Annotated in this window: 23 protein-coding genes and 1 pseudogene; 8 read left to right on the top strand and 16 right to left on the bottom strand. The window is 43.3% G+C overall.

What is annotated here, in order from left to right; genetic code table 11:
• Positions 1–192: 192 nt before the first annotated feature.
• The 3 genes from dnaK to ACFQ21_RS14985 form a co-directional block, all read right to left on the bottom strand.
• The gene (gene dnaK, locus ACFQ21_RS14995) at positions 193–2,121 is read right to left on the bottom strand and encodes a molecular chaperone DnaK (RefSeq protein ID WP_377580079.1); all 1,929 of its coding nucleotides are present in this window, start codon (positions 2,119–2,121) and stop codon (positions 193–195) included.
• 144 nt (positions 2,122–2,265) lie between these two features.
• A complete protein-coding gene (locus ACFQ21_RS14990) occupies positions 2,266–4,233 on the bottom strand; it encodes a tetratricopeptide repeat protein (protein ID WP_377580078.1) in 1,968 nt (655 codons plus the stop codon).
• A 22-nt stretch (positions 4,234–4,255) separates the two neighbouring features.
• Complete coding sequence (locus tag ACFQ21_RS14985) at positions 4,256–5,227, bottom strand: aldo/keto reductase (RefSeq protein WP_377580077.1); 972 nt, start codon at positions 5,225–5,227, stop codon at positions 4,256–4,258.
• 257 nt (positions 5,228–5,484) lie between these two features.
• Here ACFQ21_RS14985 and ACFQ21_RS14980 point away from each other — a divergent pair, with 257 nt between their 5' ends.
• From ACFQ21_RS14980 to ACFQ21_RS14965, 4 genes are all read left to right on the top strand, one after another.
• Complete coding sequence (locus ACFQ21_RS14980) at positions 5,485–7,062, top strand: peptide chain release factor 3 (RefSeq protein ID WP_377580076.1); 1,578 nt, start codon at positions 5,485–5,487, stop codon at positions 7,060–7,062.
• Positions 7,063–7,483: 421 nt separating this feature from the next.
• Positions 7,484–8,176 carry an RluA family pseudouridine synthase gene (locus ACFQ21_RS14975; RefSeq protein WP_377580074.1) on the top strand — a complete coding sequence of 231 codons (693 nt, stop codon included), beginning with the start codon at positions 7,484–7,486 and terminating at the stop codon, positions 8,174–8,176.
• A gap of 4 nt (positions 8,177–8,180) precedes the next feature.
• On the top strand, positions 8,181–8,501 hold the full coding sequence (locus ACFQ21_RS14970) for a DUF6787 family protein (RefSeq protein WP_377580073.1): 321 nt from the start codon (positions 8,181–8,183) through the stop codon (positions 8,499–8,501).
• Between the two features lie 6 nt (positions 8,502–8,507).
• A complete protein-coding gene (locus ACFQ21_RS14965) occupies positions 8,508–9,128 on the top strand; it encodes a hypothetical protein (protein WP_377580072.1) in 621 nt (206 codons plus the stop codon).
• Positions 9,129–9,213: 85 nt separating this feature from the next.
• Here the strand turns inward: ACFQ21_RS14965 and atpC are convergent, their stop codons facing one another.
• The 12 genes from atpC to ACFQ21_RS14905 all read right to left on the bottom strand — a co-directional run bounded on the left by atpC (position 9,214) and on the right by ACFQ21_RS14905 (position 21,523).
• A complete protein-coding gene (gene atpC / locus ACFQ21_RS14960; protein WP_377580071.1) occupies positions 9,214–9,459 on the bottom strand; it encodes an ATP synthase F1 subunit epsilon in 246 nt (81 codons plus the stop codon).
• A gap of 104 nt (positions 9,460–9,563) precedes the next feature.
• A complete protein-coding gene (gene atpD, locus ACFQ21_RS14955; RefSeq protein ID WP_377580070.1) occupies positions 9,564–11,072 on the bottom strand; it encodes a F0F1 ATP synthase subunit beta in 1,509 nt (502 codons plus the stop codon).
• Between the two features lie 150 nt (positions 11,073–11,222).
• A complete protein-coding gene (locus tag ACFQ21_RS14950) occupies positions 11,223–12,443 on the bottom strand; it encodes a sensor histidine kinase (protein ID WP_377580069.1) in 1,221 nt (406 codons plus the stop codon).
• 79 nt (positions 12,444–12,522) lie between these two features.
• The gene (locus ACFQ21_RS14945; protein WP_377580068.1) at positions 12,523–13,833 is read right to left on the bottom strand and encodes an ABC transporter permease; all 1,311 of its coding nucleotides are present in this window, start codon (positions 13,831–13,833) and stop codon (positions 12,523–12,525) included.
• Entirely contained in the window at positions 13,826–14,737 is a 912-nt protein-coding gene (locus tag ACFQ21_RS14940; protein WP_377580067.1) for an ABC transporter ATP-binding protein, read from the bottom strand. The genes ACFQ21_RS14945 and ACFQ21_RS14940 overlap by 8 nt, the downstream gene beginning before the upstream one ends.
• A 122-nt stretch (positions 14,738–14,859) precedes the next feature.
• Positions 14,860–15,759: a hypothetical protein gene (locus ACFQ21_RS14935; protein WP_377580066.1), complete on the bottom strand. Its 900-nt coding sequence runs from the start codon at positions 15,757–15,759 to the stop codon at positions 14,860–14,862.
• A 124-nt stretch (positions 15,760–15,883) separates the two neighbouring features.
• Positions 15,884–17,005: a molecular chaperone DnaJ gene (gene dnaJ, locus ACFQ21_RS14930; RefSeq protein ID WP_377580065.1), complete on the bottom strand. Its 1,122-nt coding sequence runs from the start codon at positions 17,003–17,005 to the stop codon at positions 15,884–15,886.
• A 48-nt stretch (positions 17,006–17,053) separates the two neighbouring features.
• A complete protein-coding gene (locus ACFQ21_RS14925; RefSeq protein ID WP_377580064.1) occupies positions 17,054–17,629 on the bottom strand; it encodes a nucleotide exchange factor GrpE in 576 nt (191 codons plus the stop codon).
• 159 nt (positions 17,630–17,788) lie between these two features.
• Positions 17,789–18,778 carry a GTPase ObgE gene (gene obgE / locus ACFQ21_RS14920; RefSeq protein WP_377580063.1) on the bottom strand — a complete coding sequence of 330 codons (990 nt, stop codon included), beginning with the start codon at positions 18,776–18,778 and terminating at the stop codon, positions 17,789–17,791.
• Positions 18,779–18,793: 15 nt separating this feature from the next.
• Positions 18,794–19,375 (bottom strand): adenylate kinase, encoded by a 582-nt coding sequence (locus tag ACFQ21_RS14915; protein WP_377580062.1) that lies wholly within the window; start codon positions 19,373–19,375, stop codon positions 18,794–18,796.
• Between the two features lie 104 nt (positions 19,376–19,479).
• On the bottom strand, positions 19,480–20,040 hold the full coding sequence (gene hpt / locus ACFQ21_RS14910; protein ID WP_377580061.1) for a hypoxanthine phosphoribosyltransferase: 561 nt from the start codon (positions 20,038–20,040) through the stop codon (positions 19,480–19,482).
• A 124-nt stretch (positions 20,041–20,164) separates the two neighbouring features.
• On the bottom strand, positions 20,165–21,523 hold the full coding sequence (locus tag ACFQ21_RS14905; RefSeq protein ID WP_377580060.1) for a Gfo/Idh/MocA family protein: 1,359 nt from the start codon (positions 21,521–21,523) through the stop codon (positions 20,165–20,167).
• Positions 21,524–21,782: 259 nt separating this feature from the next.
• Between ACFQ21_RS14905 and ACFQ21_RS14900 the strand changes: the two are divergent.
• Positions 21,783–22,133: pseudogene (locus ACFQ21_RS14900) on the top strand (Uma2 family endonuclease); the annotation flags it as partial.
• A 6-nt stretch (positions 22,134–22,139) separates the two neighbouring features.
• On the opposite strand, the gene ACFQ21_RS14895 reads toward ACFQ21_RS14900, so the two are convergent.
• Positions 22,140–23,051 carry a M20/M25/M40 family metallo-hydrolase gene (locus tag ACFQ21_RS14895; RefSeq protein WP_377580059.1) on the bottom strand — a complete coding sequence of 304 codons (912 nt, stop codon included), beginning with the start codon at positions 23,049–23,051 and terminating at the stop codon, positions 22,140–22,142.
• Between the two features lie 193 nt (positions 23,052–23,244).
• Here ACFQ21_RS14895 and upp point away from each other — a divergent pair, with 193 nt between their 5' ends.
• The 3 genes from upp (at position 23,245) to ACFQ21_RS14880 (ending at position 25,366) form a co-directional block, all read left to right on the top strand.
• A complete protein-coding gene (gene upp / locus ACFQ21_RS14890) occupies positions 23,245–23,889 on the top strand; it encodes a uracil phosphoribosyltransferase (protein WP_377580058.1) in 645 nt (214 codons plus the stop codon).
• Between the two features lie 96 nt (positions 23,890–23,985).
• Entirely contained in the window at positions 23,986–24,411 is a 426-nt protein-coding gene (locus ACFQ21_RS14885) for a hypothetical protein (RefSeq protein WP_377580057.1), read from the top strand.
• 82 nt (positions 24,412–24,493) lie between these two features.
• A complete protein-coding gene (locus tag ACFQ21_RS14880) occupies positions 24,494–25,366 on the top strand; it encodes a diacylglycerol/lipid kinase family protein (RefSeq protein ID WP_377580056.1) in 873 nt (290 codons plus the stop codon).
• Positions 25,367–25,369: the final 3 nt, after the last annotated feature.

The raw sequence follows: 25,369 nt of genomic DNA, 5'->3' as shown, positions 1-25,369 counted from the left end.
AAATATATAAAGCGATTAAAAATAATTCGCGCACAACTGCAAACAATTGCTTCTTTTTCAATGAATTGCAAACTAATGTTAGTGGAATTGCGAAGGATTTAAAGAAAGTATGCAGATATAGTATATATCAAAAAAAGAAAACCCTCCGGTTGTCGGAGGGTTCTATAATATTCACGAACGATGTTGAACAACTTATTTCTTGTCGTTCACTTCTTCGTACTCTACATCCGATACATTGTTGCCAGATGCGTTGCCTGCATTTGAAGGGCCGCCTTGTGCGCCTGCATCAGCATCAGGACCCGGAGCACCTCCGTTGGTTGCCTGGTACATTTCAGAAGCTGCTGCCTGCCATGCTGCATTCAGCGTGTTCATAGCGGCTTCTATACCGGCAAGGTCTTGCGCCTGGTGAGCTTTCTTCAGATTTTCAAGGGCGCTGCTGATAGCTCCTTTGTTGCTGTCGGAAAGTTTATCACCGTATTCTTTCAGTTGCTTTTCAGTCTGGAAGATGAGTGAATCGGCCTGGTTAACTTTCTCGGCGCGTTCTTTTACTTTTTTATCAGCATCAGCATTTGCCTGAGCTTCTTCTTTCATCTTCTGGATCTCTGCATCGGTAAGTCCGGAAGAAGCTTCGATGCGGATCTTTTGCTCTTTGCCGGTTCCTTTATCTTTAGCCGATACGTGAAGTATACCGTTGGCATCAATATCGAATGTTACTTCGATCTGCGGTACACCGCGAGGTGCCGGAGGTATATCAGACAAGTGGAAACGACCAATGGTTCTGTTGTCTTTCGCCATGGCGCGTTCACCTTGCAACACGTGTATCTCAACAGAAGGCTGGTTGTCTGCAGCGGTCGAGAACACTTCTGATTTCTTAGAAGGAATAGTTGTGTTCGCTTCGATCAGCTTGGTCATTACACCTCCTAATGTTTCAATACCCAATGAAAGCGGAGTTACATCCAACAGAAGTACGTCTTTTACTTCTCCGGTTAACACACCACCTTGTATCGCTGCACCTACTGCAACCACTTCATCCGGGTTTACACCTTTTGAAGGTTTCTTGCCGAAGAATTTCTCTACTTCTTCAACGATGCGTGGTATACGGGTTGAACCACCCACGAGAATTACTTCATCGATCTGCGATACAGAAACACCTGCATCTTCCACAGCCTTGCGGCAAGGCTCTAATGTTCTGCGCACGAGGTCGTCAACCAGTTGCTCGAATTTCGCGCGTGTTAATTTTCTAACAAGGTGTTTTGGTACACCGTCAACAGAAGTTATGTAAGGTAAATTTACTTCTGTTTCCATAGAGCTTGATAATTCGATCTTTGCTTTTTCAGCAGCTTCCTTCAGACGTTGTAACGCCATCGGATCTTTGCGCAGATCTACGCCTTCTTCTTTCTGGAATTCATCTGCCAGCCAGTTCATCACACGCAAGTCGAAGTCATCACCACCCAGGTGTACATCACCATTAGTAGATTTTACTTCGAATACGCCATCACCCAATTCCAGTACTGATATATCGAATGTACCACCTCCTAAGTCGTACACCGCGATTTTCATATCATGATTCTTCTTATCAAGACCATACGCCAACGCAGCAGCAGTAGGTTCGTTGATAATACGTTTTACATCGAGGCCTGCAATCTGTCCCGCTTCTTTGGTAGCCTGACGCTCAGCATCGTTAAAGTAAGCCGGTACTGTAATAACGGCCTCTGTTACCGTGGTGCCGAGGTAGTCTTCTGCAGTGCTCTTCATCTTCTGAAGAATCATTGCAGAGATCTCTTGTGGAGTATATAAACGATCGCCAATGCGAACACGCACGGTGTTGTTGTTGCCGGATTCAACCTGGTATGATACCATTTTCTTTTCTCCGGATACTTCATCAAACTTCTTACCCATGAAGCGTTTGATAGACTGCACTGTATTTTTTGGATTGGTGATAGCCTGACGCTTCGCAGGATCTCCCACTTTGCGTTCACCCTTTCCGTTGTCTAGAAAACCAACGATGGAAGGTGTAGTTCTACGACCTTCGCTATTCGCGATTACCACGGGCTCGTTACCTTCCATTACGGCAACGCACGAGTTGGTGGTACCTAAGTCTATTCCAATAATTTTTCCCATAATATTTTTTCGGTGTTTAGTTTACAGCTTTTCTTCTCCTTGTTGCGTTTCTTCAAGGGTTATGCCAATGGCTTTTTAAGGATAAAAATGTGACACATTGACATAAAATAAGCTGGTGCGGTGCATCTATAGTGTTAACAACGGCTACGGGCGGTCGAGTAGTGACTGAAGTATCGTTTCAGAGTCTGCATATCCTGCAGATTTTAGTCGCTTGAAATCGTTGATGGCTTTCCGCTTGTCGCCCATCGCGATATAGGTTTTGCCGCGAAGGTACAGTGCTTCCATGTTCGATGGATTTACCTCGAGTGCTTTGCTAAACGCTTCAATGGATGCGGTATAATTCTGTAGATGAAAATGAAGTTTGCCGTTGAGAAAGAAGGCACGAGAGTACTGTACCTTATCGTAATATTCGGGATGAAATCCTCTGAGGAGGACACGTTCAAGTATTCGCTTTGCTTCATCCCATTTATGTTGAGCTAAAAACAGTTCTGCCTGGCGCATAAGCGGAGACGTTCGTTCGGGCAAAGCTGCCTGGTATTCAGCAAGCGTTTCGAGAGCGTTCACGGTATCTTTCAAGGTGATATAGCTTTCCACTACATGCTCAAAAAGTTGCCAGTTGAAACGGTCAATCTTCAGTGCTTTTCGAAAATCATCGTTGGCACCTTTCTCATCGCCAACCAGTGATCGGCATAAACCACGTTGATTAAAAATTTCAAAGTCTGTTGTGTCAGACTTCAGGTATTTTGTGAAATCAATGATGGCACCGTAATAGTCTTTCTGTGCTGCCTTGATCAGCCCTCGTAATCTATAGGTAAGCATCAGCTCTGGTTGCAGTCGAGCCATTTCATTGAGATCTGCGTAAGCACCTTTCCAGTCTTTTCGTTCATAGCGATAGATGGCTCTCTTCTTATGCGCATCCAGAATTTCATTGTCAAGCTGCAGTGCTTTGTCGTAGTATACAAATGCAGAATCATGTTTACCGTCATGCTCAAATGCCAATGCTTCCAGAAAATATACCGTGGCAGATGGTTGAATTTTTTCAGCTGCTTTAAAATTTTCCAGCGCTAATTTTTTCTTGTCTGCCAGAAAGAAACAGAATCCTTTTTTGAAAAACTTCAATGCGTTTTCATCTAATCCATAACTGAAGCGCACGGCATACGAGGTTGCATATTGAATATCGATGTGTTTGTCCAATATAGTTTCTCCCCTTCTGAAATGTTCCTCGTTCGCCTGGTTGGCCAGTACAGCCTTACGCAAATCATTAAAAGCCTGATCGAAGTTTCCAAGTTCAATGTTGAGAAACCCGCGTAACATCACGAAGAAAGAATTGTCTGGATTATACTGCACGAGTTTATTCCAGTCGCGAATAGTTTTATCGGGCTGTTCCAAAACGATATACGCAAAGCCGCGCCAGAATAATGCTTCGCGGTAAAGCGAGTCGCATTGAAGTGCCTTTTCAAAATATACTATAGCTTCGGTATTGTTTTTACTTTTGGCCAGCTCGGGGAATTTAATGAGCCCTTGTACCAGGTATGCGTTGGGAAATTTCGGATCAAGTTCGTGGCACTTCTCCAGGTACTTTAATGCTTTGCGCTCGTTGCCACGCATGCGCTCTATATTGCCGAGATTGAAATGTGCACGGACAAGTGCAGGATTTATACCAACCGATTTTTCATAGTATGATTCTGCTTTATTGTACGCCTCTTTCTGGTCGTACACTTCGCCAAGCAACAGAAGTGTTTCACTGCTTTTGGGATTTATAGCGAGTGCCGCAAGAAAATCTTTTTCTGCATTCGCAAAATCTCCCAGCATCTTATGACATATACCACGATAATAAAATGCTGGTGAGAAATTGGGGAGCTGACGGATAACATCGCTGAAGTTGTTAATCGCTACATCCGGATTGTCTTCATCCAGTTCTGCCAATCCATTGTTCATGGAAGCCTGGATTTTGCCAGCCATGTTCCAGGTAAACTTCATTTCAGGATAGGTGCTGTTGTCAATGGATGGAAACAGACTTTCCTTGAAGTACCTGGAAAAACCAGACTGCCCGATCGCAGTTACACTGATCAGTAAACCAAAGATGAATATAGCAAGCTTCGGTTTTCTCATAACCTGAATGCCACTCAGCGATTTATTGTGACCACTCCGTTGGTGTTCTGTCCCAACGATGATCTTTCAGCTTCGCGTGAAGCGATTCAGCCAGCAGCTTGCCATCGCTTGTACCAATGTTCGCATTTACGTTTCGTACTTTGCGCATACCCGGAATAATGGTGTGTACATCATCATTGCAGAGTATAAATCGAAGCGCCATCTCAGCCATCGTCATACCGGCAGGTATCAGTGGGCGCAAGGCTTCAGCATGATCAACACTTGAATTGAGATTCTCAGGAACGAAGTACGTGGAGCGCCAATCATCTTTGGGAAAAACAGTTTCCTTGGTAAGTGTACCGGTTAATGTACCTTCATCAAAGGGTACGCGGGCAATAACACCTATATCTAACTGGCGGCACAGTGGGAAGAGATTGTCTTCAGGTGCCTGATCGAAAATATTATAGATCACTTGTACGGCATCAATCAGGTTGGTTCGTAGTGTATCCAGTACGTTGTCTGGCTCCCAGCGGTTAACGCTTATACCGAAGTGCTTTACTTTTCCTTCACGTTTTAATTTATCAACTGCAGTTTTCCATTCATCCTGGTTGGCCCAGCTGTCTTCCCACACGTGAAATTGTTGCAGATCTATACTGTCGACATTCAGATTCTTCAAACTCTTCTCGGTATACTCAATGATGTGAGAAGCCGGAAAACAATCTGCCAATTTATATTCGGGCCTGGAAGGCCACTTGAAATTTTTGGGTGGAATCTTGGTCGCGATATATAACTTCTTGTCTGGATTCTGCTTCACAACTTTGCCGAGTATCTCTTCACTTTTGCCGTTGCCGTAGCCCCACGCGGTGTCAAAGAAATTACAACCTAATTCAATGGATCGCGCTAAAGCCTGGTCTACTTCCTGGTTGTCGGCACCGGTCCAGCCGGCAAGGCCCCACATGCCGTAGCCAATTTCACTTACGTTCCAGTTTGTTCTTCCAAATCGTCTGTATTGCATTTTGGTGTTTGGGTTTATGATTGAATTGAGGACTCTCTGTAAAGATTTTTCGATTTTCTTTACAAAGCAAAATCACTTTGATAAGAAAAACGCATTTTCTTTACAAAGCGAAATCCTTATGATAAGGAAATGGCATTTTCTTTACTTTTGCGACCGCTTATTCGTGAATCGTTATCCGTTAATAGTTAATCGTTGGCTATGCACTTTGTGGATTCCGGATTACGAATAAGAAATAACGGATAACGACTAACGAGACAATGAATCTAGAACAGGAAATATCGAAACGAAGAACCTTCGGAATTATAAGTCACCCCGATGCCGGAAAAACAACGCTTACGGAGAAACTTCTGCTTTTCGGAGGTGCCATTCAGAAAGCAGGCGCAGTAAAGTCGAGTAAAATTAAAGATCACGCGCGCTCCGACTGGATGGAGATCGAGAAACAAAGAGGTATCTCGGTGGCTACTTCGGTGATGGGCTTTAACTATAAAGATGTAAAGATAAACCTGCTCGATACACCGGGTCACCAGGATTTTGCTGAAGACACCTATCGTACGCTGACCGCTGTAGATAGTGTGATCATGGTGATCGATTGTGTGAAAGGTGTAGAGATACAAACCGAGAAGCTGATGGAAGTTTGCCGGATGCGTAATACTCCGGTGATCTGTTTCATTAACAAACTCGACCGCGAAGGACGTGATCCATTTGAGTTATTGGATGAGGTTGAAGAGAAGTTGAACATCAAAGTTCGTCCGTTGAGCTGGCCGATCAGCATGGGTAAAACTTTTAAAGGAGTATATAGTCTCTATGAGAAGAGCCTGCACCTCTTTACACCCAGTAAAACAACCGTGGAGGAGGGCATCGAAGTAAAAGATATCAACGACACGATTGTAGATGATTATGTTGGTGAGAACAATGCTAAACAACTGCGTGCTGATGTCGAGTTAATTGAAGGAGTATATCCGGAGTTTAATGTTGATGATTACCTTGCGGGTAAGGTTGCTCCGGTATTCTTTGGTAGTGCTGTTAATAACTTTGGGGTTCAGGAGTTGTTGGATACGTTTATTCGCATAGCACCCGATCCTGCTCCGCGCGAGACAACGGCAAGACTTGTGGAGCCTGTTGAAAATAAATTCTCCGGTTTCATTTTCAAGATACATGCTAACATGGATCCGAAACACCGGAACCGTATAGCGTTCTTGCGAATATGCTCCGGTAAATTTGAGCGAGGAAGTAATTACTACCATGTTCGCCAGGAAAAAGGTATACGCTTCTCAAATGCTACGGCTTTTATGGCGCAGGATCGCGAGACCGTTGATGAAGCATGGCCGGGAGATATAGTCGGTTTATATGATACCGGTAACCTGAAGATAGGCGATACGCTTACAGAAGGAGAGAAGATGATGTATACCGGTATACCCAGTTTCTCTCCCGAGATTTTTAAAGAGGTGCTAAACATGGATGCCATGAAGACGAAGCAACTTGAAAAAGGCTTGCTTCAACTAATGGAGGAAGGTGTGGCGCAGTTGTTTACCTACGAGATTGGTAAGAAAAAAGCCGTGGGTGTTGTAGGAGCACTGCAGTTTGAAGTAATTCAGTTCCGCCTCAAGAATGAGTACGGTGCATCGTGTCAGTTTGTGCCACAGAATATTTATAAGGCCTGCTGGATAAGCAGTAAAGATCCGCAGAAGCTTGCTGAGTTTATAGATTCGAAACAGCGGCACATCGCCCGCGATAAAGATGATAAGATTGTGTTTATGGCCGAGTCTCGTGCGTGGTTAAAAATGGTGCAGGATAACTTTCCGGATATTGAGTTTCATTTTACTTCTGAGTTCTAATCAGAAAGTAAAGATATCTTTCAGGTCAAATTTAAGATTGGTAAGAACGGAGGAGGAAACTTCTCCTTCTTTTACAAGGTATAGATGTGGCACGTCAGCATCGGCTTGATGGTGCTTATATACTTCGGGTGTATGATTGGCCGGGATCTGCGATCCAATATACTATATCGCCTATCTTTCTTGCCTCCGCCTTAAAAAAGCTATAAAGGTTATCATTGGTATTTTGGTGAATAGGCGAAGGAGTAGGTGGTATAACCAGTGCTCCATTAATCAACTTACACAAGGTATTAGATTCTTCCAGTTTGAGAAAATCATCAACAGTCCATTCTCTACTGCGATCAATCCTTAATGTTTTCATTCAAGTTGAAAAAAATCTTTTATAAATGTACCAACTTTTCCAGATGTTTGGTTTTTGATTCGCATGGCCAAAGCTCAACCCTTCACCGTACTCTACGAAGACAACCATCTGTTGGTTGTTAACAAAGCCAGTGGCGTACTGGTGCAGGGCGATGCTACCGGAGATATACCTTTGGTAGAGTTGTGTAAAGAATATATTAAAGAAAAATATGATAAACCCGGTGCTGTATTTCTGGGTGTAGTACATAGACTCGACCGCCCGGTAAGTGGTGTTGTGGTGTTAGCTCGCACATCAAAGTCGCTCGAACGGATGAATGCATTGTTCCGCGAGAAGGAGACTACCAAAACATACTGGGCTATTGTTGGGAGTAAGCCTCCTAAAAACGAAGACACGCTCTTGCACTGGCTTCTAAAAGACGAGAAGAAGAATAAGACTACCGCATTCAGGAAAGAAACAACGGGTGCCCTACGCTCTGAACTGAGTTATAAAGTGCTCGCTGCTGCCGCGGGTTGCTGGTTGTTACAAGTAAATCCGGTTACGGGCCGTCCACACCAGATACGCGTACAACTTGCCAGTATAGGTTGTGTTATTAAAGGCGACATAAAATATGGAGATGATACCCCAACCGATAACGGAAGTATTTATCTTCATGCCAAAAGACTTTCGTTTGTTCACCCGGTAAAGAAGGAGAAAGTGTTGTTTGAAGCACCAGTACCTTCTATGGGGTTGTGGAATAATTTCCCTGAAATCGAATAAAAATATGGCGAATACTTCGTGGATGGAGCGGCTCAAGCAACGATGGAAACTGGGAAGTATATCTCAGGTTGTTGTCGTATTGATTGTGTTTGCCTGTACTGGCCTCACTGTTTTAGCTATTAAAAAACCGATTCTTCGGTTCCTTGCCGGAGAAAATGGCGATACAGCGTTCGCTTCCGTATTATACTATATATTTATTCTGCCCCTATATAATGTCATCTTGTTAGGGTATGGTTTCCTCTTAGGTCAGTTCACTTTTTTTTGGGAATTCGAAAAGCGCTCTGTTGGCAGGATTATTTCTGCTTTTCGAAAGACGAAAAAGTAGTGGTTTATGAAACATATTTTATTGCTGGCTGCGGCTATTTTAATAGTCACGGCATGCTCATCTCCAAGGTATACCTATAATTTTGATTACTACGACTATAACAGCGGGCGCAAACATCATCATGCAAAAGCTGCCCAATCCAAAAGTGAAACACAAGAACATCCGCTGATACTGGAAGAACGAACGCTGGTGGCGAGTGCCGCTCCTATAGTTCTGACAGAAGAAGATATACCTGCAGATAAAGCCATCGCGAAGCCTGCTAAAGTATCAAAACCATCAAAGACTACTCTTGCTGAAACTAAGAAAGCGGAAGCAGCGGCAAAAGAAAATGCAGCGCTGCTTGCCAAGCGATATAAAGAACTTTCTAAATCACAACGTAAAGAGTTCAAGGCGGAATTGAAGAAGCAATTCAAACGCTATATGAAAGCCAGGCGTACGGGTGATATAACAGTCGCTAATAATGCTGCGGGTACAATGGACCAGGATTTAAAAATGGCCATTATATTCGGCGCAGTAGGGTTAACATTAACATTGTTTGGAGGTATAAACGAAGCCTTCTGGATATTAGGTGTAATAGCAATTGTAGTTGGCGTTGTGTTTCTTGTGAAATGGTTGGTACGTCAGTAGATCTATAGCGTACAGATATACCATAAAATAAGAAACCCTGAAGTTGTCTCTTCAGGGTTCTTTGTTTTCTAAATGTTCTAAAAGCTTAGGCAGCTATACCATCTGCCAGCAGAATTACTTTGTTCTTCAGTACTTCTACCACGCCTCCGGTAACTGCTATCTGATGAGAGCCATCTTTACCTTTATACTCAACGATACCTTCTTTCAGCAAGCTGATAAGTGGTGCGTGATGATCCATTACCTGAAAGGAACCATCTGCTCCCGGAAAGGTGGCTATGGTAACATCGCCTTCAAATACTTTTTTCTCCGGAGTTAATATTTCAAGATGCATTGTTCTCTAATGATTATAAGATTGGAAGATTATAAAATTGAAAGATTTAAAGACGGATTCGTTAATGTTCCGATCTTTCAATCTTCCAATTTTTCAATTAGCCTCTAGCCTTTTGCTTCAGCCAACATCTTCTCACCTTTTTCAACGGCTTGTTCGATGCTACCAACAAGGTTGAATGCCATTTCTGGCAGGTGATCGTATTGACCATCCATAATGGCGTTGAAGCCTTTGATAGTATCTTTGATATCTACCAGCACACCTTTAAGACCTGTAAACGCTTCAGCCACGTGGAATGGTTGTGAAAGGAAACGTTGTACACGTCTTGCGCGGTGTACTACTTGCTTATCTTCATCAGACAATTCGTCCATACCAAGGATGGCGATGATGTCTTGTAATTCTTTATAGCGCTGCAGAATGTTCTTCACGCGTTGAGCACAATTATAGTGCTCTTCACCAACGATCTCCGGGCGGAGGATACGTGATGTAGAATCCAATGGGTCCACAGCAGGATATATACCAAGCTCGGAAATTTTACGGCTCAATACGGTTGTAGCATCCAAGTGAGCGAAGGTTGTTGCAGGAGCAGGGTCAGTCAAGTCATCGGCAGGTACATATACCGCCTGTACGGATGTGATCGAACCATTTTTAGTTGAAGTGATACGCTCTTGCATCGCACCCATTTCTGTAGCAAGTGTAGGCTGATAACCCACGGCTGAAGGCATACGACCTAAAAGAGCCGATACTTCAGAACCTGCCTGTGTGAAACGGAAGATGTTATCTACGAAGAAGAGAATGTCGCGACCTTTTCCTTTGCCATCACCATCACGGAAATATTCTGCAACGGTAAGGCCAGACAATGCCACACGAGCACGTGCTCCAGGAGGTTCGTTCATCTGTCCGAATACGAAGGTTGCTTTGGAATCAGCAAGTTTCTGTTCGTCTACTTTAGAAAGATCCCAACCACCGGCATGCAGTGACTTGAGGAATTCGTCACCATAGTTAACGATACCTGCTTCAATCATCTCGCGAAGAAGGTCATTACCTTCACGTGTTCTTTCACCAACACCGGCAAACACAGAAAGACCAGAATATGCTTTCGCGATGTTGTTGATCAATTCCTGGATCAATACGGTTTTACCTACACCGGCACCACCGAACAAACCGATCTTACCACCTTTTGCGTATGGTTCGATCAAATCGATAACTTTTATACCTGTAAAAAGAACTTCCGTTGAAGTTGAAAGATCTTCGAAAAGAGGAGCAGGGCGGTGGATAGGAAGTGACTGGTCACCTTTAGGTTGTTTAATACCGTCAATGGCTTCACCCACAACATTGAAAAGACGTCCTTTGATATCGTCACCGATAGGCATTTTAATAGGTGAACCTGTGTCGGTTACTTTCATGCCTCTTACGAGACCTTCCGTTCCTTCCATTGAAATGGTACGAACGCGGTCCTCGCCAAGGTGTTGCTGGCATTCCAGGATAACCTTGGTGCCGTCAGCTTTTGTTACTTCCAAAGAATCGAGGATGTTTGGTAACTTTGCTCCTTCGCCATCAAAGGCTACGTCTACAACAGGGCCGATTACCTGGGTGATCTTTCCAATATTTGCCATTAGTTAGTTATTTATTAAGTCAGGGTTCTGAAATTGACCGCAAAAGTAGGTAGTTACGAACGAAGTGCAAAGGGCTGTGAATTAATTATTCAGCCTATTTATGAAGGCCTTTGCGGTGTGTGTGTTGTGGGGTGGAGCGAATGACTTTTTTCAAGCCGCATTCAGGATGATTCTGAACGTTGTGCCCTGATTTTCTTCCGAAGATTTCACGAAAATTTTGCCGTTGTGGTAGGTTTCAATAATTCGTTTGGCAAGTGTAAGGCCAAGACCCCAGCCACGCTTTTTGGTGGTGAAGCCAGCCCGGAAAACAGAATCTATTTTTGAACGCGGAATTCCCTTGCCCGTATCTGAAACATCGATAAATACTTTGCCCTCGTTGCCCCGCAGGATCTTTATGGCGATGGTGCCTGTGTTGCCCATGGCGTCCACCGAATTTTTGCTAAGATTCTCGATTACCCATTCGAAGAGTGGTGCGTGAACATTTACGAAGATCGTTTCAGACAAGGTAAAGACCTCCATGCGAATTTTAGATGATACCCGCGGACGAAGGTAGTTCACTACATTATTGATCAGCGTTACTACGTTCTCTCTTTTTAATGTAGGTGTTGAACCAATACTGGAGAAACGTTCAGTTACAATGCGCAATTTCTGGATGTCTTTCTCCAATTCTTCGACAACACCTTTCTCCTGCATGTCAGAATCTTCGCGGATCACTTCCATCCACGCCATGAGCGAAGATATCGGTGTCCCCAGTTGATGAGCTGTTTCTTTTGCCAAACCAACCCACACGCGATTCTGCTCGGCCATCTTTGAGTAATTAAAGGCCAGGAATGATATAAAACCGAAGAGTGCTATAACCGACAATTGTATATAGGGATACGCAATAAGCTGCTTGAGTAAAAAAGAATTTTTATAGTATATATACTGGGTGCCGAAGGCCTCGTTTGTTTGTGGGTCGCGCAGTGTTACCGTAATGGGCTCATACGTTTCTTTCATGATGTTCATCTGGTTCGCCAGAAAGTCATCCTTTCGTTTCTGCGACCAGGATTCTTCTACATCGAGGTTCCGGTGTGCCAGCACTTGTCCTTTTTCATCAGCCTGTATAATCGGTATCGAGTTGTTCTGAAATAGAATTTCCTGCGCTATGAAGTTTACATCACCGTAGGTGTCATCTTCATTGGCGGTATACTCGATAGCCTTTGCATAGAGTTGGACTTGCTGTCGCTCACGACCTTTTAGCTGATCGACCAGAATTTTAGTATAGTAAATAGAGCCGGCACTGATGAGGATGGAAACGATCAACACAACCCATTTGAAGGCTGTGTTGCTCTGATAAAAATCAAGTCCCGGGATGGATGATATCTTGCTCATTTCGTGACGTGAAAAATAAATAAAAAACCAGATGTATTTTATACACCTGGTTTTATTATCGTGAATTGTTATGCGAAGACTAGTTCTTCATCATAAACCATTTGGCAAGAACTTTATAATTTACTTTGGTGCCATGCATAAGAATACCCACGCGATAAATTCTTCCGGCTACCCACGTAGTAAGTATAAAACCACCAATCAATAAAACTACGGATAGCGCCAGTTGCCAGAACGGAACACCAAAACCAATGCGTCCCATCATCGCGATGGGAGAGGTAATCGGTATAATGGATAACCAAACACTGATAGGCCCATGTGGATCTTTCAGGATAAACATGAAGAGACTCATGTACGATATCAGCATGGGAATGGTGATCGGGAACATGAACTGCTGTGCTTCTGCCGGACTATCTACCGCAGAACCCACCGCAGCGAATAATGCTCCGTACAATAAATATCCACCGAGGAAATAGAACAGGAAGCTGATGCCGATCTGTATCCACGGAAGTGATGTAAATTCATTTATTGCCTTTAGTGTTTCCGAGGTTGCTGCGGCCTGTTGCGCAGCAGCTTCCGCTGAAATTTGTTGCATAGCCTGTTGTTGTGGAGTATCTACGCCCATCATGTCAACTACCACAAAGGTCAATGTCCCCATCAGTATAATCCAGATCAGAAATTGCAGCAAGCCTACGGAAGCAAGTCCTATAATTTTACCCATCATCAGTTGAAAAGGTTTTACTGATGAGACAATTACTTCTACAACCTTGCTTGTTTTTTCTTCTATAATTCCCTGCATAATCTGTGCACCATAAATAAAGATGAACATATACATCAGTATGCCACCTGCCATGCCTATACCCGAGAGTATAATGGAGTTGTTGGATTTTTCTTGTCCGCTATCGGTAAAGCTTACCGTGCTGATGTTCACATTTGTCTTCAGGCTATCGAGTAATTTCTGATCGATTCGCATGCGCTGCATTTTTAAATCTTTCAGTTGTGCTTCAAAAAGATTTTCAATGCCGGAGATGTCTTCCATACTCGGTGATATCTTCGTGTAGAGTACAATGCCTTTCGGGTCTGATATATTTAGTTTCGGTATATATAGTAATCCGAAATCATCGGTGGCGCGATATGCAGTCTTGGCATCTTCCAGTGATCCTGTGAATTTTTTGAATATAAATTTTGAGGAATCGGGGGTGAACAGTGCAGACTCATCGATATAGTGCACTATTTCTTTTTCAGCATGCTTATCCTGTTCTTTGGCTATATATACCAGTAACCCGATTATAGCTGGGAAGATGAGCGGGATGAGAATGGTAGCAATGAGAAATGATTTTTTCTGAACGCGATTCAAAAACTCACGTTGTGTAATCAGCCATATCTTATTCATCGGAACCTCCTTTAACTAACGTTATAAATATTTCACTCATGGTAGGCACTTTTTCAACAAAGCTGTGTACCTCGGTAACTTCGGTGAGGTCGCGTATAAGTTTATTGGGGCTTGTGTTTTCGTTCACCTTGATTAATGATCGGAAGTAGGTGTCTTCTAAATTTTTTTGTTCCAGCAGTTCATACTTCGCTGGCAATGTAAATGCTCCTATATGTTCAATAGCAAAGGTGCCGGTACGATACGTGGCCTTTACTTGCTTCTTGGAGCCCTCCAGAATCTTTTTCGATTTGTTTATCAATGCAATGTGGTCGCACAGATCTTCTACGGTTTCCATGCGGTGTGTAGAGAAAATTATAGTGCATCCGCGCTCTTTCAGTTCGAGTATCTCCTTCGTGATAAGTTGTGCATTTACCGGGTCGAAACCAGAGAAGGGCTCATCGAGAATGATAAGACGTGGCTCATGCATTACGGTGCTGATGAATTGTATTTTCTGAGCCATACCTTTACTCAGATCTTCTACCTTCTTATTCCACCAATCTGTGATCTCGAATTTTTTTATCCAGGCTTTACTCTTGTCAACAGCCTCTTTTTTGCTGAGGCCCTTTAGCTGCGCAAGGTATGTGAGCTGTTCGCCCACTTTTAATTTTTTGTAGAGCCCTCGTTCTTCAGGCAGGTAGCCAATGGTGCCGATGTGTTTTGCCTGAAGCCTTTCTCCGAAGATTGAGATTTCTCCGCTATCGGCGGTAATGATTTGATTAATGATGCGGATGAGTGTGGTTTTACCGGCTCCGTTCGGTCCCAGCAATCCGAAAATAGTTTGCTGCGGAATGGTAAGACTCACCTCATCAAGCGCTACATGATTGGTGTAGCGCTTCGTTACATTGCTGGCAGTTAATGCTTCCACGTAGGTTGAGTGTTAATACTGGATAAGTTAGTATCAATACTCGCCAAAGAATTACTGAACCGGAAGCTAAAAACTTTAAAAACTTGAAAGCAGCCACAAAAGGCTGCCGTGCGATTATAACGCTATTGCTGACTTTCTTTGAAGATGATGTTGCCCATAGAAACATCGAGATCGAACGTCATGGCGTTCTTGGAGTCTTTGTTATAGGCTGCATTGGCAAACGTGTCATCGCTAATTTTGATGAGACTTGCGGGCACTTTTACACTGCACAACCATGAGTCGTGTATCTTCACCAATACAGGAGTTTCTTTGCTCGGAAGAATGATAATAAGATTACCCGCACCAACACTTCCTTTTACTTTATTTTTCACCAATGGCTTGTGGCTGAAGTCGAGTGTCATGTTGCCAAAGCCTACATCCGCCATTACTACGCGCGTGCGCGAAAGATTTAAATTTTTAACGTTAACAGATCCCAAATCAACTTTAACAAAAAAAGTATCCATATCGATCTGGTTCTCCAGCGATGAAGCGTAACCAACATTCACGTTGGCGCTGCCGGAATTGATCTTGAGTTTTTTAATAGCCAGTCCCGAGAGGTCTACGTTCGCGTTACCAACACCATAATTCAATTCCAGATAATAGGGCTTCATATCCGTGAGGTACATCTTCCAGAGTTTGTCACCGGAAGTTTTTTCAGCGGCACCAAAAAAGTTAGCAGATATAGATTGACCTAAACTCTCCGTCTGGTTTTCTTCCAGGTTGAGTTGTACTTCGCAGGTCTTGCCTTTTACTTCTTTTCTGAAATTATGAGCGTAAGCGGTTTCCGTCTGATTGCTGAAAACATTTAATATTTCCGGATTCTGGCTCGGCTTGATATAGCAATTGCCACTATTGGCTTTGAGACTAAGCCTGATATTTTCGCACGATTGGGTGTCTTCTACAGTAAATTGCTTCTTAATCTGCCCGCATACCGCCACCGTCAGCGCAATTCCGCAACATGTTAACCAAATCTTCTTATGCATGCTGAATAATTACGGCCTCACTGTCCGTAGGTTACATGGTGTAAGGTTAAACGTTAAATTAAAGCAAAAACCCCGCTTTAACTTTTAATTAAAACGGGGTTCGTTGATAAAAGGATTATATTTTTTAATTAAAATACTCTTTCATTCGCTCAAAAAAGCCCTTTTCACTTCCATCCGGGTGAGGTTGGAAATTAATTGACTCACGCAAACTCTCCAATTTTGCCTTTTCTTCGGATGTCAGTTTTTTTGGCGTCCAGACGTTTACGTAAATCAATTGATCGCCTGTTTCATAGCCGTTAATGTCTTTAAGGCCTTTCCCACGCAATCGAAGGATTTTTCCGCTTTGCGTGCCCGGTTCAATCTTGATTTTAACCTTGCCGGTAACAGAAGGAACTTCCACCGAAGTGCCTAACGCAGCATCAATAATACTGATGTAGAGTTCGTAAATCAGGTTGTTGCCATCGCGTTTCAGATGCTTGTCTTCCTGTTCTTCGATCACAATGAGTAAATCACCGGCAACACCGCCCGGGGCTTCGTTACCTTTGCCTGACATGGCGAGTTGCATGCCATCGCCAACACCCGCTGGTATTTTTACATTGAGAATTTCTTCTTTCGAAACAAGACCGGAGCTATCTACACCTGCCGGACGCTTATCAATGATTTGACCTGAGCCATCGCAGTTTGAGCAAGTCGTTGCTGATACCATCTGACCGAGCATGGTATTAACAACTTTTTTAAGTTGACCTGATCCGTGGCAGGTAGGACATGTTTTAAACGTTACACCTTCTGCGCGAACCAGGCGATTTACTTTGATCTTCTTCTCAACACCGTTGGCAATTTCATCTAACGATAATTTTAATTTGATGCGCAGGTTCGTGCCTTTACGCTGGCGTCTTCCGCCAGATGTACCGCCACCTCCAAAGAAACTATCGAAAGGACTTCCTCCTCCGAAGATATCTCCGAACTGACTGAAGATATCCTCCATGTTCATATGGTGACCACCGTAACCACCACCATTGCCGGGCATGGAATGTCCAAAGCGATCGTACTTGGCGCGCTTGTCGGTATCACTCAATATTTCGTAGGCTTCGGCAGCTTCCTTGAATTTCTCTTCTGCTTCCTTATTGCCCGGGTTTTTATCCGGGTGGAATTGGATAGCTACTTTTCGGTAAGCTTTCTTAATCTCCTCTTGTGTGGCTCCCTTGCTTACGCCCAGTATTTCGTAGTAATCTCTTTTGGTAGACATGTCTTGGTATATATATTAAAAGTGTTTGATAACCGCGGGTGCTACAGGCTAGCTGCCTACAACCACCTTCGCGAACCGAATCACTTTTTCGTTCAGTAAATATCCTTTCTCTACTACATCTACGATCTTGCCTTTCAGCTTTTCGTCAGGAGCTGGTATCTGGGTGATGGCTTCGTGCAGATCAGGATTAAACTCTGAACCTGCGCCAGCTTCCATTGTTTTTACTCCGTACTGATCGAGTGTTTTCTTGAATTTATTATAGATCAGGAAGAACCCTTCCAGCTCTTTTGAGTCTTTATCTTTAAATGATTTCTCTGCTCTTTCAAAATCATCCACCACCGGCAACAATGCTTTCAGCAATTGCTCGTTGGCTGACTGAATCATCTCGAGTTTTTCCTTCGCTGTTCTGCGTCTGAAATTTTCAAACTCGGAGTACAGGCGAATGTATTTATCTTTTTGTTCAGCAATTTCACCCTGAAGTTTGGCAGTATCGGTCTGGTCTTCCTTTACATTCTTCGCGTTTTCAGCTGAAGATTCAGGCAGATTGTCAGCGACTTCTGCGGTGTTTTCTGAAGCTATCTCTTCGTTTTGATTCATATCTTTTTCTTCTGCTTGATTTCCCATGATAACGGCCTTTTAAAAATTGATTAAAGCGCAAATGTCAACAATTTTGCCAAAGGTATTTTAATGCCAAACTGACATTTTGAGATATGAGGCGGAGGGAGGCCCCAAAAATGATTTTAGCGCACGGGATTTATTTCGTTCTCACAAACAGCTAATGGACTAATGAAGATGTCTCCAGATCAGATCCTTTAATTCTGTTATGCCTTGCTGTGTGATGGAGGAAATAAAGAGCGTAGGGAGATCGGTTGGGAGTTCGCGTCTTATTTCCGTCTTGAGTTCTTCATCCAGCATGTCTGACTTGGATATAGCCAGCAATCTTTTTTTATCAAGAAGCTCGGGATTATACTTACGCAACTCGTTCAGCAAAATGTCATACTCGGTTTTAATGTCACGAGCATCTGCCGGAACAAGAAAGAGCAACAATGAATTTCGTTCGATGTGACGGAGGAAGCGAATCCCCAATCCTCTTCCTTCTGCTGCGCCTTCAATAATTCCCGGTATATCAGCCATAACAAAGGAACGATCATCACGATAGGGCACAACGCCCAGGTTGGGCGTCAACGTAGTAAAAGGATAGTCAGCTATTTTAGGTTTAGCTGCAGAAACAACCGAGAGCAAAGTAGATTTACCTGCATTGGGGAATCCAACAAGACCAACATCGGCCAGTAATTTTAGTTCGAGTATTACCCACTCTTCAACACCGGCTTCACCGGGCTGCGCATATTGAGGTGCCTGGTGTGTTGGCGTAGCGAAGTACGCATTACCTTTTCCGCCACGTCCACCGGGAGTAAGTATAAATTCCTGTCCGTCTTCCGTGATCTCGCAGCGTATGTGGCCAGTCTCGGCATCGCGTGCTACAGTACCAAGCGGCACCTGTATAATTTCATCTTTACCATCAGCACCGGTACGATCTTGTTCTTCGCCCGGATTACCGTTGCTGGCGATGACGTGCTTCCTATACTTCAAGTGAAGCAGTGTCCAGTGCTGCGAATCACCACGCAGAATTACGTGGCCACCGCGACCACCATTGCCACCATCAGGACCGCCCTTCTGTACAAATTTCTCTCGGTGAAAATGCAAACATCCTGCGCCACCATGCCCCGAGCGTGAACAGAATTTAACGTAATCAATGAAGTTGGGTGAAGACACTTGCTGCTTATCTAATTATACCAGTAAACTTTTATCTATTTCAGCACAGATGTTCTTGAAGATATCTTCGATCTCGCCAACACCAATTACGGAAGCATATTTGTTGTGCTCTTTATAGTACTGGGCAACGGCTACCGTTTCAGCTTTATAAACAGCAATTCTGTTTTCAATTACTTCAGGCTTTGCATCGTCCGGACGATTTTCTTTCGTAGCACGGTCAGCCAATCTTTTTTTAAGTTCTTCTTCCGGAACGACAAGCTCGATCAGAACTTTTATAGGAGCTTGCTTCGAAGCCAATAATTTATCCAGCGCTTCTGCCTGTGGAATAGTGCGTGGGAAACCATCGAAGATTGTTCCACTGGTGGAACCGCTGCTTTTAATCTTGTCATCTACCATGTCAATCACTACCTGATCCGGAACAAGATTACCCTTATCCATATACCCCTTTGCCAGTTGGCCGAGCGGAGTTCCTTCTTTCAAATGTTTTCTGAAAAGATCTCCGGTGGAAATGTGTGTGAGCGAATACTTCTCAATGATCTTGGTGCTCTGGGTACCTTTGCCTGCGCCCGGAGGGCCAAAGAGAATAATGTTAATCATTTCTGCTTACGGTTATTAGTGATTGAGATGGGTTTTAGATTTGTTAAAGCTGACGAAGATAAGGAATGATCTTTCGATTTTTAAATTCACGATATACGAATTTTTTATGCTTTTGCCTCTGTTGCAGCCTCTGCAGCAGGCGAAGCTTTATAAATTTCTTTCAGATTCCGGCCTAGGCCATCGTAATCCAGGCCATAGCCCACTACAAATTCATGATCGATTTCAAAGCCTACATACTTTACAGTAAGCATCTTGTCGCGTGCCGGCTGCTTGCGCAGTAACGACACTACTTCAACCGACTTGGTGCCAAGACCTTTCAACTCTTCAATAATCTTCTGAAGGGTAAGTCCGGTATCGACAATATCTTCAACCAGGATAACATCCTGATTAAATAAACTTGCTTCGAGGCCGATCAATGTTTTTAACTGGCCGGATGAACTTACAGCACCGCCATACGATGACACCTTTACAAAAGATACCTTGCAGGGCACCTCGATATGCTTGATCAGGTCGGCAGCAAAAACAAATGAACCATTCAGTATCGGCAGAAATACAGGTGTTTTTTCTTTATAATCTGTATTGATCTGCGAGGCCAGCGTTCTTACTTTTTCCTGAATTTTTGATTTGTTGATGAACTGCTTGAACTGTAAATCTTTGATCTGCATACACACCCCTTTGGTTAAGGGAGCGCAAAGATAAAAGAAAAATCGGGAGCAGAATTTCAGAATTTTGAGTCATTCGAAATTTCATGCGCACCGTCAAGTATACTTCGGTATACTTCGTTTTGATTTAGTACGTATCATTTAATGCAAAATCATTTTTACGATACATCCATTTGCCCTGTGTGAAGTCCGGTATTTCTACCGTTTCTCCTCCCAAACGGATCGATGTTTCTGATAAAGGTGTGATAGCGCTCCACGTTACAGCATCATACACATCCTGTGGCGTATTTACTTTTCTTTTCACGGCCTCAATAAAGGCGTTGAGCACAAACCAATCCATACCACCATGACCGGCACCGGCAGCATCGTTGCCATATTTTTTCCAAAGCGGATGATCATATTTATCAAGCCACTCTTTGGCGTTCTCCCACTGATGCGGATTTTTACTTTTGCCTTCTATATAGATCGACTGGTTTACGTCCATCCATATACCATTCGTGCCCTGCACGCGAAAACCCAGTGAATAAGGCCGTGGTAAATTAGTATCGTGTTGCAATAATATAGTTTCGCCATTCGCACACTTGATCATGGTAGTAACAATATCGCCCAGCTTGAATTCTACTTTTGTGTTGGGATGATTTTCGCCTCCTACTTTTTTAATATAGTCATGAAGACCGCGTGATTTAGTTGAATACGAGACAAGCTCTGTTAAGCGATTGCCGCGATTTATATCGATCATCATTGCTACAGGCCCTATACCATGTGTAGGGTATAGATCTCCGTTTCTGTTTACAGAGTGCAAGGTGCGCCAGGTCGCTTCTGAAAATCCTTTCTCGCCAAATTCAACACCACCACCGTAAGGCTGTTTGCCATCGTTGAATTTTACTTCGCGCAAATCATGCTGATAGCCGCCTTGTAAATGAACAATCTCTCCGAATATATTTTGACGTACCATGTTCAGTACAGCCATTACATCTCTGCGGTAACATACATTTTCCAGCATCATCAACGGCATGCCTGTACGCTCGGATGTATGCACCAGTTGCCAACATTCTTCAATCGTCAAGCCGGTAATTACTTCGCAGCCTACATATTTTTTAGCATTCATCGCATCAATACACATTACCGTGTGCCACTCCCACGGTGTAGCAATGACCAAGGCATCTATATCTTTATTGTCGAGTAATTTTTTATAGCCGAATGGTCCTTCCAGAATTATCTGAGGCATTGGTTTGCCGCTCTGTTTTACAAGCTCTTTGCTCATATCCATCATGCGTTGCTGAACATCGCATAAGGCGACTACTTCAACATCGTTTCTTCGTAAAGCAAGTTCAAGGTGATTTTGTCCGCGGAGGCCAACGCCTATAAATCCAAGTCTTACTTTCGGCTCTTTATCTTTAGCAAATACAACGGATTCAGGTAGTGCCGATAGTGCAATGCCGGTAAGTGCTGCTGTTTTAATAAAGTCTCTGCGGGTTGATGCCATGGTGGTTGAAGTTTTTGCGTAATAAATTCAGGAAACAAAACAGCGTTTCCAATATGTTTTATATTTAAATTTTACAAAAGATGAAAAAGTTGTTATCCCGTCCTCCCAGAACTATTATGGAAGTATACTAAGATGCTCCCGGAAGGAACGTTGGCTGAATTAATTGACGGAAATATTTATATGTCCCCTTCACCTATTCGAGAGCATCAGCGTATCATCGCTATACTTTCTTCTAAAATGATTTGTTTGCAGAAGAGACAAAGCCGGAGAAGTATATACGGCACCTTTTGACGTATACCTGGATGAGCATTCCAATGCCGTGCAGCCGGGTATAGTGTTTGTATCAGCGGCAAAGCTTTTTATTATTGACCGCTATATTCACGGTGTGCCTGACCTGATCGTTGAAGTACTATCCCATGGTAATGAAGATCATGATCGTATCAGAAAGAAAGCTTTATACGAACGGTTCGGAGTTCGTGAATATTGGATTGTTGATGCAGCCACAAAAGATGTTACCGGTTATTTCCATCAGGATGGTAAGTATACGGAGACTGTAACCTGCGTTGGAAAAATTACATCACGCCTGCTGAATAATACATTTGAGTTTTAATGTAGATCAAAGATCTTTCATCAACCAGGTATATAAATCAATCATGCTTTTGATGTCGCGCTTATGCACCTTCTCATCAGGTGTATGCGGGTTGTGTTGAGGAGCGCCAACAAAACACCAGTCGAATGGATAAGGAGATACCTGTAACTCGCGGCCATCGCTGGAACCCATCCCTTCAACTTCAAGTTGATATTCTACTTTGCGTTTTTTAGCAATATCAATGATGCGATTAACATAACTCCTTCTTGGAATATTCCGGTCGCGCATCGAGATGGCTACGCCTTTACCATGATCAACACCGTCAGAAACCCATGTAATGTCTGATACAAGTGCCTGCTTTACCTTCCATTGTTCGTATATAAATTTGGCAAGGTATGGAACGGAGCCACCACCGTGTTCTTCCCATGTGCTGAACACAATAACACCATCCTTTAATGTCTCGGCTACTTTCAGCGCATTGTAAACACCCAGTCGGTTATCGAGGTAAGCAGATTCTATATAGTCTTTGGTATCGCGGAAATTTACTTTGTATGTAAGCTCGGTGCCGCGATCAATCTGCCTGCCGAATTTATAGAATGCGTGATTCTCCTTGTCAAATTCAAGTTCGCATTCAATCGGTCCGAGACTGTCTTCACCTACAAGCTTCGTTCCCATCTCTGCATCCGGACTTCCAATGGGTAATAGTTGATTATAGTATCGAACAGTGAAACCAATACTGTCGATGTGCGCAAAGATAGCCGTGCGTGGTTTGCCGAACTTTAGAATAATGTTGTCCTGAAATTCGTCACCATAATGTAGGGTTGGCTTCCCTTTCCATTTTCGTTTTTCTTTCTTGATATAGTTCAGTAAAAATTCCGTCATGCGGGTCTCCTTGCCGGAAGGTGCATGTATTTCGCAGAGTTGCTGGAGGAGTTTCATGTAAAAGTCCGAAAGTTTAGAAGTCCGAAAGTTAGTAAAGTCTGAAAGTAAAATGCCGGAGTTAAAAATGAACGTTGTCTTTTTTACTTCCGGACATTCGGACTTCTAAACTTCCCGACTATATTTAATTCGTATTGTTTAATAGTTCTTCTGCAACTTTATCCTAAATTTTGATTAGAAAAAAGTGACATCTATGGTTTTTAACCTCAGCGAGCAAAACTCGGTAGCCAATCAGTTCATTCTGGAATTAAGAGATAAGACTCTTCAGCAAGACCGAATGCGCTTTCGCAAGAATATGGAGCGGTTAGGAGAAATTATGGCGTATGAAGTTTCCAAGAAATTTCAATACACAACACGCATCGTTGAAACACCATTGGGTAAATCTCGTGTCAATATAGTGAAGCAACAGCCGGTGCTGATAACCATACTGCGGGCGGGCTTCCCATATTTTCAAGGCTTCCTTAATTTCTTCGATCAGGCAGAAGCCGGATTTGTAGGTGCGTATCGGAGAGAAAGCCTGCATGAGGTAAGTATAAAACTTGACTACGTTTCAACACCGTACCTGGAAGGACGCGATGTTATTCTGATCGACCCGATGCTTGCTACCGGACAGTCCATTATGGATTCGGTGAAGCAACTGACGAAAAGGGGAACACCCGGCCACATACATATAGTATCGTTAGTGGCTGCACCGGAAGGTATACGATTTTTAACACAACACATGAACACGCCATATTCGCTCTGGACCTGTGCGATCGATGAAAATCTGAACGATCAATTTTATATAGTGCCCGGTCTGGGCGATGCCGGAGACCTGGCCTATGGCACAAAACTTTGATATATACCACCAAGACACATAAACACGTAAACACCTACACACGCAAGAGACATGTTGGAGGAAATCATCAAAGCGATACCCATTTATTTTTCGACTATGCTCAAATTTATTTTGGGGCCATTGGGAGGTTATGCTGCCGGCTTAACGCTGGCGACTACCATCCTTATTACGGTGGCGGGTATGATGACCGTTGTATTTGCTTTTGCATTCTTTGGCGATTTTTTGCGTACAAAAGTTGTGGATCGCTTCTTCGCCAAACGAAAAAAGTTTTCAGATCGTAACCGTAAGTTTGTTGGCATCTGGAAAAAATACGGACTGCCCGGTGTTGCCGCACTTACCCCGGTGTTGTTAACACCAATCGGAGGAACACTGTTGGCGATCAGCTTCGGAGCGCCTCGCAATAAATTGATTTTGTATATGTTCATCAGCGCTTCTATATGGTCTGTTATCTTTAGTGGAGCTATATATTTTTTCGGTAACGAGGTCTTGCCCGATGTTATCAAACCCGATCCTATTCAATAAAAAAGGCGTTAGCATTTCGATTTTATAGCAGGCATAATATTTACAAGCCGATCAGCAGGTTAAGAAAAAAAACAATAACCGAATGAGAACCCTATTTGTAGTGAATCCGGTTTCAGGAGCTTCAAGTAACGACAAAGCTATTTTGTGTATTCACGAAAGAGCAGTTGCTACAGAAACGGATTTTAAATTCTGCTATACATCGGGCAACAACGATGCGGAAAATATACTTGAACAGCTGGAAGATTTTAAACCCGATCGCGTAGTAGCCGGAGGTGGCGATGGAACAGTTCAGTTGGTGGCGCGTGTTCTGATGGGGAAAAATATTCCCATGGCTATATTGCCTTTAGGTTCTGCAAACGGCCTGGCTACGGCTTTACAGATCCCTTCGCGTATAGAAGATGCTGTTGAGTTAAGCATGACCGGTAAAAATATACGGCCGCTTGATGTGCTGCGGTTCGACCGAAAACATTATTGCACACACCTGGCAGATATAGGTATTAACGCGCGCATGGTAAAACGCTACACAGAAGAAGGAGGAAGCGGTATGATCGGCTATATGAAATTTTTGCTGCAGTCAATTAAAGAAAGTCCGTTGCTAAACTATATCATTAAAACTCCGGAGGGTATATATCACAAAGAAGGGTACATGGTTGCCTTTGCCAACGCTCACATGTATGGCACGGGTATACATATATCTCAAGGTTCTGTATCCGATGGTAAATTTGAAATTGTAAATGTTGAACGTGTTGCACTGGATGCCGCGATCAAGGCAGGACTTACCAAGTTCAATGTATTTATAGACAAGGATATGTTTTCGGATGTGATCAGTTGCACGGAAGCAGATATTACAATTGATAAGCATGTGGATTTTCAGATTGATGGCGAGTATATGGGTGAGATCGATCGTTTACATATCGATATACTGTCATCGTATCTGCGTATAGTAACCCCGTAACGC

Origin of the sequence: Ohtaekwangia kribbensis, assembly GCF_042676245.1 — a bacterium.
Lineage (GTDB): Bacteria > Bacteroidota > Bacteroidia > Cytophagales > Cyclobacteriaceae > Ohtaekwangia > Ohtaekwangia kribbensis.
Note: the sequence above shows the minus strand (reverse complement) of the source record. Positions and strands in the feature narration are given on the sequence as shown.